Genomic DNA, 11,006 nt, shown 5'->3' on the forward strand with positions numbered 1-11,006 from the left:
AAACATCGGTGTACAAGGGGTACAAACGAGATAAAATAGAAATGAGGGTCGATAGAGTGGAAGTATCAGATTTTCCACTCTATCTGAACACGGTCGCTGGTGGCCTTGATCGTAGAGATCAAACCATCGGCAGCTTTTCTTTTGTCGTCAAAATCTATGCTGTCCCAGTTGTCGAGATAATAGGACAACTTCTTTATCTGCTGGGGCGATATGGTTTCAACACTCAATTCGGCGATTGCCTTTGAAATAGTCTGGCGTCGGGTGTCCAGTTCTTCAATTTTTTTGTTAGCGTAGGCAAGTAAGGTCGCATTGGCTCCGGTCAGCGTATCCAGCAGCTTTTCAATTTCTGCCTCCACCTGTGCCAGTTCCACTTGATAGGCTGTCAGTTTCGGATTGACTTTTTCCTCCCTGCCGTGGAGTATCTGAAAGTCTTTGAATTTCTCCTGCATGGCCGAGAAAATGAATTGCTCAAATTCTTCTTTGCGGATTTTCCCGCAGCCCGGACAGCCTTTATTTTCCGTCCGTTTGGTACAGCGGAAATACCCGGTGCTGTTTGGTACATGGGTGGCTTTCAGCGCATACCCACAATGACCGCATTTGATTTTTCCGGCCAGCCAAGTGTTCTTCGGTTTCCGTCCCTGTTGGAAGGTGGTATTTGCCATAAGTTTTTTCCGGCATTTCAGCCATGTGTCAGAGGAAATGAGTGCTTCATGGGGAGCGATAACAAGTATCTGGTCTTTTAAGCACCTGTCCTTGTCCTCCTTCACATCCCGCCCCTGATAGAGATAGCAGCCGTTTGTTCCGGCAAAGTCAGAAGCGTCATTGACAATCGCTGCGCCCTGGCTCTTGAAAAATTCGTACAGCTCCAAATCGGCCTGTGCGTAAACCGGGTTTCTTAAAAGCTGGGAAAGAAATGTACGGAACATGGATTTGCCATAAATTTTTATGTCATGTTCCTCGAAGTATCGGGTAATATCTCCGAAGGAGGTTTCCGGTTCAGCGTACATTTCAAACATCAGCCGAACATGGTCGGCGGCTACGGGGTCGGCAACCATTTTCTTTGTGCGGATACCCTCTACCACAGTAGGCTCTAACTGATAACCGTATGGCGCCTGTCCGCTCATGTGAAAGCCTTTCAGGCACCGTGAATAGTAGGCGTCTGTGACACGCTTCTGAATTGTCTCACGTTCAAGCTGGGCGAATACAATGCAGATATTCAGCATGGCCCGGCCCATCGGTGTCGAAGTATCAAACTTTTCCGTGGAGGATACAAACTCCACATCGTACTCTTGAAACAGCTCCATCATCGTTGCAAAGTCCAGAATAGAGCGGCTTATACGGTCCAGCTTGTACACGATGACCCGCCGAACCTTTCCCTTGCGGATCTCGCCCAGCAGCTTTTGAAACTCCGGCCTGTCCGTGTTCTTACCGGAATAGCCTTTGTCCTTGAATACCCGGCAGCTCCCACCTTTCAATTCATACTTGCAAAAGTCGATTTGACTTTCAATGCTGATACTGTCCTTGCGGTCTACTGACTGTCTTGCGTAAATACAATCTTCTCTGATAAATTCCATATTGGGCTCCTTTCCTTGTTGGAATGGAGCTACCAACCTTACAACTATATTATACCATCAGCAGCCCCGGACAACAATGTTGCGAATGATTAGGGAAATCTGTCTCCATATTTGCTGAACACCTCGTAAAGACAACGCTCAATTTCTTTTTTGCGCTGTGCTTTCTCCTTCGGGGGAAGTACCGGCGTGAGGCTTTCCAGCACAATGATCTTCCCTTGAAATGCGACAGACTTTGTTTCTCGTTCATAAGTGACAGCTTGCGTCATTGAAAACCTCCTTTGCGAAAGTGCGTGTATATGCCAGCCTTTCCCACTTGTCCCGTGGGGAAATGTCAAAAGACGGCACCCGGCAGGTGCCGCCCTTTGAGTTTTCTCCACTTCGGGTCGATGTGGCCCGAGGTCAGTAAGGACTGGAATGGTACTTTTCTTTGGCGTCCTCCACGCTGTTGAGGTCAAATACTTCATAAAGCTGCCCCACAACACGCCGTATATCCTTCTTTGAAAATCCGCAGTTCTCCATTGCCATAATGACATAACCACGGCAAGCGTCATTGCTCCATTCGTCCGGTTCCAAGCCGGGGATCATTCCAAACGCATTTCCCATAAAGTGCTCCTTTTTTGAAAAGATGGGGAGCCGCGCCGGATCGGTTGGCCTATCATCAGACAGCATTGCCGGGGGCTCCCCATAGGTTTTCACTTCATTTCAGACACACCGGACGGACATAGGCTTCATGCCCCATAGTATTTCAACTCTCCCCATTCTGATGGCAAGGCGTTCTCATTGCCTGCGACGGCTCACGGCTTGCAAGGCCGCTTCAACGCTCGGACTGTGACTAAACGCAAGTATCCGGGGCCTGCACCTGTTCCGGTGGAGCCAGCCTTGCCCCACCTATGGCATGGACCTGTTCGCTCGCTCAGTTTTACAAAGACTGTATTCTCTGAAATCCGAGGTCATGGCGGGTCTGTCACACAGCGCGTTCCCCTTCGTATCCGGGTGTCTTTTTATTCAATTTTCAATCTGCATGAGGCTTGTCTGAACCTCGGGCCATTGTGACCCGAAGTGTTTTACCTCTCATAAGCCATTTCATTTTCCGGCCTAAATCGGTACGCCTTACAAAGAAATTTTCAAAATTTTTTCTAAGCGCCGCAGACCTCGCTCGATTGCGACACGAACCACTTTTTCATGGACGCCCTCTGCCCGGGCAATGTCCTGTTTGGTCATGCCGAGAATGAAATGAGCATAAATCCGTTTTGCCTGTTTGTCCGGCAGACTGGCAATCGCTGCGTGAAGTTCCTGCATGGTAACTTTTCGCTCGTACAGCTCATGGGGCGAAAGTGCGACAAAGACAGCCTCATGCTCCAGCCCATCATCCCGATCAAGGGAATAGTAGGCTTTGTGGCGGTATGTACGCAGCCGGTAGGCAGCCTCTTTACGATCAAATTCTTTGAACATTTCTGCAACTTCTTCCGATACTTCCATGAAGCAATCTGATGTATAGAATGGGTAATAGTCCCGCAAATTGATAATAGCCATATTGACCTCCGTTTCGGTTGTTGGTTGACGAGTGACCGAAACGAAGGCGGCGGGGAGCGACACCGGGGAATGACTTCGGGCCAACATGACCCGAAGCAGCCCCATAAGAACACAAAAGCGCCCGGGCGGCATGAAGCCACACGGACGCATGTAATGACATAATAGTTAAGGTTCCAACAAATTTCGCATACATAGCCGGAATAACCCGGAGGTGGGACTATACTTTTTTTAATTGGTGCAGTTTATGGAGACTGTGAAAGAGAAAAATAGACACGGCAGCATCCTCCTATGGCCGCCGTGTTGATTACATGGTGTGCTGGGTCGTCGTTGGTTTTTTGGGGAAAAGAAGCGGCGGCTCTAATCTGAACCGCCACTGAAATAAGTAATTTAAGCGCACCAAATCAACCTGCCCAGCAACGGTTTTTTTCTTTTCCCGTCAGGCGGGCAGGAGTTTTCATAATGTTTTCACTGTTTTTTATCTTTTCTCAATGTTAATAATCCGTTGTGTCCAATCACGGTAAAATGCTTCTTCATGTGATACAAGCAACACCGTACCATTAAAATCCATAAGAGCTGATTTCAGTGCATCCTTTGCCTGAACATCCAGATGATTTGTAGGTTCATCCATAATCAGAAAATTGCAAGGGGTCAGTGTTAGCAAGCACATTTTCACTTTGGCCTGCTCACCTCCACTTAATGTTCCAATAGCTTGCATCGCATGTTTACTGGAAATCCCACACCGAGCTAAATGTTTCCGAACATCCTTTATTACCATATCGGGATGGACATTGGAAACAATTTGAATTGGTGTCTGTTCAGGTTCATCCCATATCAAGTCCTGCTCAAAATATCCAAGGGCAACTTGATCGGAAAATTTGAAATGACCTTGCATGGACGGGATTTGCCCAATTAAAGTCTTGAGCAAAGTGGACTTCCCAATTCCATTAAAGCCGGTGATAACAACTTTTTGACCGCCCTTAATACTAAAATCAATATCCAATAGAACTGGATAGTGATACCCAACTGCCAGGTGTTTGACCTGTAAATGCTCCGTATTTGTCAGCGGTAAAACAGGAAAATGAAAATGGGGGATAATCTCTTTCTGTTCCAAAGCTTCCATTTTGTCCATTCGATCAAGCTGTTTTTGCCGCCCTCTTGCCATTTTCGCTTTTCGTCCAGCGATATTTTTCCTGATAAACTCCTCTGTTCTTTTAATCTCCTTTTGTTGTGCTGAGTATTGACGAATGTAATCTTCACGCAGCAGTGTCTTTTTTTGCAGAAATTCAGAATAAGTGCCGTAATACTTTGTTATTGTGTCATTATCTATATCGCAAATACGATTTGCAATTTTGTCTAAAAACTCAAAATCATGGGAAACAACTAAAAAAGCGTTTTCTAAAGAAGATAGGTATTCTGCCAGCCATGCAACATGGTCTTTATCAAGAAAATTTGTTGGCTCGTCTAATAGCAATACATCTGGTTTTTCAAGCAGTAGTTTTGCCAAAATCACTTTTGCTCGCTGGCCGCCACTCATTTCGATGATAGGGCGGTCAAGACCAATCGCAAGCAGCCCCAGACCATTTGCAACACGCTCGATTGCAGTATCAATGGAATAGAAGTCATGTGTTTCAAGATACTCCTGATAGTAGGCAGCAAGTTCCAGACTTTTCATATCTCCATCGGCAGCCTTTTCATATAGTTGCATGGCTTGTGCTTCTATCTCAAACAGTTTCGCAAAAGCTGATTTTAAGAACTCTTTCATTGTGAGCGTATGGTCGATTTCTGCATACTGATCTAAGTAGCCAATCGTAATATTCGGTTGCCAAATAATGCGGCCGTTATCAGGTATAATCTGTTCTGTGCAAATTTTAATCAGGGTGCTTTTGCCGGTTCCGTTCTGTCCGACAATCCCAATGTGTTCCCCTTTGTTCAGTGTAAATCCTGCATTTTTGTAAAGCAGGTTTTCACCAAAAGAATGTGTTAGTCCTTCAATTTCTAATAAGCTCATTTTTAAAAAACCTTTCTTAATATATTTGAAAAAAGAAAAGGCAGAAAGCAAAGATACGCAACGGTATCTGCCTTCTGCCTTTGGCATGGTAACGCAAAAACAAAAGGCTATGGACAAAACATTGTCCATAGCCTCGCACACATTTTAATCACACGGAAAGCCAACACAATAAAATGGGTAGAATACCCCCTTGGCTTCCCGATGAAATCTAAATGCGCTCTTTATACGCTATACTCTGCACAATGTTTCATCGGAATGGATTGTACAGAGTTGATTTTCTTTTTGCGTTGATCTGTTAAATGAAAATTCATATTTTGCTCTCCTTTGGAGATAAACTTTTTTTAATAATAACACGATTCTCCCTCTTTGTCAATTTTTCGAAATAAGAACTCTTGAAATAAAATACTACTTTACATCAAATTTCATTACATTCTCATAATCTAACCCGAAATGTACAATGATATAGGGTGATATGAGAATGAACCAAACTGAAAGAAAGTTTGACTTTCATGGGCTCGGGCTGGCTCTGAAAAAAGCCAGAGAGGAAAAGGGCTGGACGCAAGCCTATGTTGCGGAATTGGTAGACCGTGACTCCCGTACCATTATGAATATCGAGAACAAAGGACAGTATCCGAGTTTCAACCTTTTTGTAAAGCTCATTACCATGTTTGACATTTCGGTTGACCAGTTTATTCATACGGACGGAGGCGAACAGGAAAGTCTTTGCAGAAAGCATATTGATGTGCTCCTAAACTCCATGAACGAGAAAGAGCTTGTTGTCATGGAGGCCACAGCCGAAGGGCTCAAGAAAGCCAGAGAAACGGAGGTTCCAGAATAAGGGCCTCTGTTTTTTTGCGCCATTTTCGGGGGTGCCGCTAAGTGGCAAGCAATGCCTCTGTGGCCACAAGTGGCACAAAGGCGGCTTGTTGGGGCTCGCCCCAAACCCGTATCTTCGGGCCAACATGGCCCGAAGTGTCAGCGTCGCTTTGCTCCTTGTTTTCATAATCTCAACGCTCCTTTTCATGCTTTCTGCCCGGCTCGGTGTAGCCCAGCAGAGTATCAATGTTCGCCTTGATCGTGACGATCTCCTGCATATCCCGTCGTGCCTTTTGATATTCTCCATAGAGCTGTTTTTTCTTTGCTGTGAGCTTACGGCCTTCTTCCTTCAGCACATCCATTTTGGGGAGCTTTGCCCCGCCCAGCAGAGAGCGCATTTCCGCTTGTGCAGCCCGGTACAGTTCAAGGTCGGCCTCATGCTCCGCAAGGAATTTCCGGCTGTACTTCGTCGCCTTATACCGCTCAAAGACTGGGCGGGTTTTGGCATACTGAACCGTTGCGGCCTTTAGCCCGGCATTGGTTTTCATGGCCTGTTCCGTCTGCTTGACCTGTTCGGAAATAGCATGGAAACGGTCTGCCGCCTCGGTGGCTTTCTGCGCCAACTGCTCATAATCGGTCAGGCCATTGTCTTGTATATAGGCAAGAGCGGCGGCCATCTGCTTAATGTTAAATACCTTCGCCCAGCGTTCATATCCCGGCCCCTTACCGGCAGCCAGCTTTGCTTGAATATCCACCGCCAGACTGATTTTCCGCTCCGAGCGCCCGGGGCGTTTTTCTTTGCCCTCAATGGCGGCCAGAACATCTTGCAAGTCGTAGCCGTCCCCCAGCGTGGAGGCTCGCAGACGGGTAAAGCGTTCCTGTCCCTGCCCGGTCAGCCGGAAACTGATACCGCCGCCCCGAACCGTCTTGACCTCATATCCGGCCCGCTTCATCAGATTGAGAAATTCGTCCAGATCAGCGGGGCGTTCCGCCAGCGCAGTATCAATGGCAAGGCGCAGCCTGTCCTGATAGGAAAGCGGCCCTTTTCGTTCTTTCTGCCATTCTCCATAATTCCGATACTTACCCTTGCTCCGGGGCTTCGGGTTCTCCACAATGGACAGCCCGTTTTCAAGACACAGCCTGTCAGAGAGCCTACGGAGGGCAAAGCTGGAGCCCCAAAAATTTCGGAATTTCCGGGTGCAGTCAAGAGTGGTGGAGTTGTAATAAATGTGACAATGGATGTGCTGCTTGTCGGTATGTGTGGTAACGATAAAAGCGTGCCGCCCCTTCGTCCAGCGCATAGCCAGCTCATAGCCGATACGGTTTGCCTCCTTCGGGGTAATCTCGCCCGGATAGAAGGAGTGTCGTATCTGATAGCACAGCACATCATTTTCTTTCTTCTGTTCCCGGCCCGTCATAGCGGCATAGCTGGCCTTTGCCAACAGGAACTCGTCCGCCACGGTGGCCGGATCACATTCATAAGCGGAGATATACTTTCCGCTTTCTGTTTTCTCCGGGTCCTTGCCATAGTCCAGACAATCCCGGATGGCCTCGGCAATCGTTTCGCCTTCACCCGCATGGCGTTGTAACAAAGTTGTGGTAGCCAGAAATCATCCCTCCTTTCCATGAGAAAAGGGCAACCCATTCAGACCGCCCCGACTTCGGGCCATCATGGCCCGAAGCTGTTTAACTTGCCAGAAACCGATACAGAGCGGATTTGCCTCCGTCCAGCGCCCAAAGAAGGGAGCCAGCCGCCGCTTGCAATCCATACGGCGAAAGAAGGAAAGCAAGAAACAGAAATACAATCCCGCCTATGGGTGTCGGCGTGAAAAAAAGAGCGACACCCAGCACCGCTAGGATCACAGAGGCAATCGTCAGCAGGACGGCACAAATATCAAATAGGAACACCAGCAGAGCCGCCAGAAGGGACAGCGCCAAAGCAAAGGGAGCGACCAATATTTTCAGCAGTATCTTCATCTTCAAAACCTCCTTTATCTTTTCTATTTTCATTTTACCATGCCTGCCTAGGGACATAAATGTTGCGAATAAATAGCGAAACCTGTCCCGGAGGCTCGGGCCATCATGGTTAAAAGCCATTGTTTCATCAGAAAGAATATTGTATAATCAGTGTGCGAGAGAGGGGTGATGGATGTGCGAGAATCACAAAAGCAGTTGATTTTAATGGACTGCAAAATTATGATGAACAAATTAGGTGATATACCATTTGATATTTCCTTTGAAAAGCTTCAAACAGAGTTATGGAACATTGGAAACAAATATGGTATATCAGGACCAGAAGTGTTTAAGATACTTATGGATAATTTTCCAAAAAAGGGGGGATAAGGCTTGAAAAAAAGCAGAAGTTTATTTGAAGCGTTTCGGGCACTAAAAAATTTGGTTCAAGTGCTATTTAAGAAAATGCCTGTCCTTTTTTTGGTGTTAATTTATTTAGTAGATTTAGGTATACGAAGCTACCTGTCAGAAGGATTTTCTACTACATACTTGTTAGGATTACTTATCCTTTTAATTTCGATAGGTATTTATGTCAGCACAAAAAGCTTTTCTGAAACAACACTCAGCTTTGTATTAGGCGTACTAACGATTTACTCAATTGATTGGGAAAAGGCCAATATTACTTTATTTGTCATTTTATATTTAGCATATATTGTAATTGTGTTTTATGTTTCTGTTATAAGATTAGCGGCAAAGCAAGAAGTAATATTAAGCCAAGCTGCTTGTAAATTAGACATCAAAGACCATGATAGAATCTACAAACATCTAAAAGCTATTTCTCACACGACGACAAAATACAATCAGCTATCTATATTGGATAAAAGTGAAGTCATTCGATATTTGGCCTTTCGCCAAGTTATTACCGGCGAATATGAAGAAGCTATCAATGTAATCGAGTTAATCAAAAGCGTTTGTCAAACTGATATTATTTCTTGCTGTGAAATTTACTACGGTTTCTATGCGTACTGCTATAACAAGCAACCAAGAACTCCTAATATCTCCAGCGAGATTGAGAAGATGTTCGATAAAGTAACTACCCTTACCATGTCATACACAGAGTTTTTTAATGTTTTTGCCTCAACAAAAAGAATACTGGTTGAAGGGAAATTAACTTTTGAAAAGTATTTACTCGAAATAAGAGAGCTTTCACTTAAAGGATACAGTAGTGAAGATATAATTGATTTGATGAAAACAAAATACCTATAAAAATAGGAGGGATAAAAGTCGTACGACTTTTATTCCTCCTATTCTACTTTTGTACCAGCTCGGAGAGCTCCCGCAGCACCTTTGACACCTCGCCCCACAGCTTTTCATAGTCCCGTTTCAATCCGTCGATTTCCTCCGGGTACACGCCGTAGGTATGCGCGTGTACGGCGACCTGATTGAGATTGTTGGAACAGCGTCTTTGCAGAGAGATCAATTCTTTTATGGGCTCAAGGTCAACGTGCAGGATATACCCGTTCAGAGCCATCTTCCGCACATAAGCCCCGGCGTTGGAAATGCCCGCTTCGGCCATCCGCTCATGGATGGCCGCCAGCTCGTCAGGCGTCACCATGACGTGCAGATGGACTTTCCGCTTTCGGTTCTCCATCAGCGTTCCAGCTCCCGGCCCTTTCTGCGCTCTTTGGGCTCCTTCACTTTGTCCAGCGGCTTGGCGTCCAGCTCCGGGGGTGCAGGCTGGATGGGCGTGTTATTGGGTACGCCGTTGATCATGTTGCAGTTCTGCTCCGTGGAGAGCTCGGCGGTTTTCAGATAGTTGTCTTTTTCGTGCATGGCAATCCTCCTTTATCGTTCCTCATGGTTTTTATGGTTCCGCTTCTGGCTGGGCTCCTTCGGGGGTTCCTGCCCTCTGGCTCCATCTTTGAGCCGGGCGGTAATGGAGGGGCGCGCCCGGTCAGGATTGCCCGGTGCGGGTTTCAGTTCATAGTCCTCCATCTGTTTTTCGGTCAGTGGCTTCGCATAGGTCAGTTCGCCCCATGCCATCAGCCTGCCATTTGCCACAGGACGCCGCCTGTCGTCATCGTAGTTGACAATGGAAAGGGGCGGGTTATCCGGGGACTTCGGGTAGGTGCCTATGTCCACAGGGCGCTGGGTGGAATAGTAGCGGTAAACGCCCTCCGGGCCCAGCTCCGTATTTTTGACTGCCGCATGATAAAGGTACTGATAATCGTCCACCCGGCGATCAAAGTCTCGCTGCGCCCATTCCAGACTGTTTCCATAGCGGCCCCAGTAGTAATCCCGCTGGCCCTTTTCGCCCTCGGTAAACTGCCAAGTCACAAAGGGGTCTGGCGCTCCCGGATTATGCCCCAGCGCAAAGCCGTGTCCGCTGTCAAAAGTGGTTGTTTTCAAAATGGCATAGCCTTGTACAATCTCCAAGAGATACTTCCTTTCTGTACCTCGGGCCAACATGGCCCGAAGTGTGGTATGTTACGAAATAAGGGAGTAAACGGGGCGGGATGGGTTGCAGTATTCCCGCCCCGGAAACACCCTCAAAAAAGCCCGGAATATCAAGTCTTTGGAGGCGGCAAATCGTAACCGCCGCCCGGCCTTTTCTCCCGCATTTTCCTCATACGTTCCCGGCTTTTCCGGCGGTTTCCTTCGGTCTTACAGGCGTCGGAACAATAGGCTTGACGGCCTTCCGGTAAAAATGCCCGCCCGCAGACCGCACAGGCCCGAAACTCCGGGGAAATACCTTCCACGGTCAGCGCCGCAAGAAGCTCCGGGTCGAGAGGCAAGACGGCCTCCTGGAAATAGCGGCAGTATGCCCCTGTCCAGCATTTGTGCAGCATATAGCAGGCATAGTCCAGCGGCAGGCACAGGCCCGTTTCCCGGTCATAGTTGGCGCACATCCCCGTGACAAGGGAACGGATTTCCTTCTTCTCGTCACGGGTCAGCTCCCGGGCGTCCATTCAGGACTTCGGGCCACGATGGCCCGAAGGGCGAGGCTCCACGATCAGCGCCCGGAACTTCTTCCGGCACTGTTTTTTCTTTCCTTTGCACTCCTTGTAATAACGGCATCCCTTACAAGGGTCGTCATTGTCCCAGCCGGGGTGCGGTACTTC

Annotated in this window: 14 protein-coding genes; 3 read left to right on the forward strand and 11 right to left on the reverse strand. The window is 47.4% G+C overall.

The window, feature by feature from the left end; all coding sequences use genetic code 11:
• Positions 1 to 65 precede the first annotated feature (65 nt).
• The 5 genes from H8711_RS12755 to H8711_RS12775 all read right to left on the reverse strand — a co-directional run bounded on the left by H8711_RS12755 (position 66) and on the right by H8711_RS12775 (position 5,244).
• The gene (locus H8711_RS12755; protein ID WP_005927564.1) at positions 66 to 1,574 is read right to left on the reverse strand and encodes a recombinase family protein; all 1,509 of its coding nucleotides are present in this window, start codon (positions 1,572 to 1,574) and stop codon (positions 66 to 68) included.
• 89 nt (positions 1,575 to 1,663) lie between these two features.
• Positions 1,664 to 1,840: a hypothetical protein gene (locus tag H8711_RS12760; RefSeq protein ID WP_005927581.1), complete on the reverse strand. Its 177-nt coding sequence runs from the start codon at positions 1,838 to 1,840 to the stop codon at positions 1,664 to 1,666.
• 133 nt (positions 1,841 to 1,973) lie between these two features.
• The gene (locus tag H8711_RS12765) at positions 1,974 to 2,177 is read right to left on the reverse strand and encodes a hypothetical protein (RefSeq protein WP_117506436.1); all 204 of its coding nucleotides are present in this window, start codon (positions 2,175 to 2,177) and stop codon (positions 1,974 to 1,976) included.
• Positions 2,178 to 2,684: 507 nt separating this feature from the next.
• Entirely contained in the window at positions 2,685 to 3,107 is a 423-nt protein-coding gene (locus H8711_RS12770) for an RNA polymerase sigma factor (protein WP_027643547.1), read from the reverse strand.
• Between the two features lie 475 nt (positions 3,108 to 3,582).
• A complete protein-coding gene (locus H8711_RS12775; RefSeq protein WP_330367039.1) occupies positions 3,583 to 5,244 on the reverse strand; it encodes an ABC-F family ATP-binding cassette domain-containing protein in 1,662 nt (553 codons plus the stop codon).
• Between the two features lie 343 nt (positions 5,245 to 5,587).
• On the opposite strand from H8711_RS12775, the gene H8711_RS12780 reads away from it, so the two are divergent.
• Positions 5,588 to 5,953 carry a helix-turn-helix transcriptional regulator gene (locus H8711_RS12780; RefSeq protein WP_027643549.1) on the forward strand — a complete coding sequence of 122 codons (366 nt, stop codon included), beginning with the start codon at positions 5,588 to 5,590 and terminating at the stop codon, positions 5,951 to 5,953.
• A 169-nt stretch (positions 5,954 to 6,122) separates the two neighbouring features.
• Here H8711_RS12780 and H8711_RS12785 read toward each other — a convergent pair whose 3' ends face one another.
• Together H8711_RS12785 and H8711_RS12790 are read right to left on the reverse strand one after the other, a co-directional pair.
• Positions 6,123 to 7,523, reverse strand: coding sequence for a relaxase/mobilization nuclease domain-containing protein (locus tag H8711_RS12785; RefSeq protein ID WP_430413578.1), 1,401 nt, complete (start codon positions 7,521 to 7,523; stop codon positions 6,123 to 6,125).
• Positions 7,524 to 7,617: 94 nt separating this feature from the next.
• Positions 7,618 to 7,908: a CD1845 family protein gene (locus tag H8711_RS12790; protein WP_009901657.1), complete on the reverse strand. Its 291-nt coding sequence runs from the start codon at positions 7,906 to 7,908 to the stop codon at positions 7,618 to 7,620.
• Between the two features lie 168 nt (positions 7,909 to 8,076).
• On the opposite strand from H8711_RS12790, the gene H8711_RS12795 reads away from it, so the two are divergent.
• Complete coding sequence (locus tag H8711_RS12795; RefSeq protein WP_025992010.1) at positions 8,077 to 8,274, forward strand: hypothetical protein; 198 nt, start codon at positions 8,077 to 8,079, stop codon at positions 8,272 to 8,274.
• A 3-nt stretch (positions 8,275 to 8,277) separates the two neighbouring features.
• On the forward strand, positions 8,278 to 9,150 hold the full coding sequence (locus tag H8711_RS12800; RefSeq protein ID WP_009901654.1) for a hypothetical protein: 873 nt from the start codon (positions 8,278 to 8,280) through the stop codon (positions 9,148 to 9,150).
• A 43-nt stretch (positions 9,151 to 9,193) separates the two neighbouring features.
• Here the strand turns inward: H8711_RS12800 and H8711_RS12805 are convergent, their stop codons facing one another.
• From H8711_RS12805 to H8711_RS12820, 4 genes are all read right to left on the reverse strand, one after another.
• Entirely contained in the window at positions 9,194 to 9,535 is a 342-nt protein-coding gene (locus H8711_RS12805; protein ID WP_249283795.1) for a plasmid mobilization protein, read from the reverse strand.
• Positions 9,535 to 9,717, reverse strand: a complete 183-nt coding sequence (locus H8711_RS12810) for a DUF4316 domain-containing protein (RefSeq protein WP_027643552.1) — start codon at positions 9,715 to 9,717, stop codon at positions 9,535 to 9,537. Before H8711_RS12810 ends, H8711_RS12805 begins: the two co-directional genes overlap by 1 nt.
• 12 nt (positions 9,718 to 9,729) lie before the next feature.
• On the reverse strand, positions 9,730 to 10,320 hold the full coding sequence (locus H8711_RS12815; protein ID WP_027643553.1) for a defense against restriction DarA-related protein: 591 nt from the start codon (positions 10,318 to 10,320) through the stop codon (positions 9,730 to 9,732).
• A gap of 131 nt (positions 10,321 to 10,451) precedes the next feature.
• The gene (locus tag H8711_RS12820; RefSeq protein WP_027643554.1) at positions 10,452 to 10,853 is read right to left on the reverse strand and encodes a cysteine-rich VLP domain-containing protein; all 402 of its coding nucleotides are present in this window, start codon (positions 10,851 to 10,853) and stop codon (positions 10,452 to 10,454) included.
• Between the last annotated feature and the right edge of the window lie 153 nt (positions 10,854 to 11,006).

The sequence above is a fragment of the Ligaoa zhengdingensis genome (assembly GCF_014384885.1).
GTDB lineage: Bacteria > Bacillota > Clostridia > Oscillospirales > Ruminococcaceae > Ligaoa > Ligaoa zhengdingensis.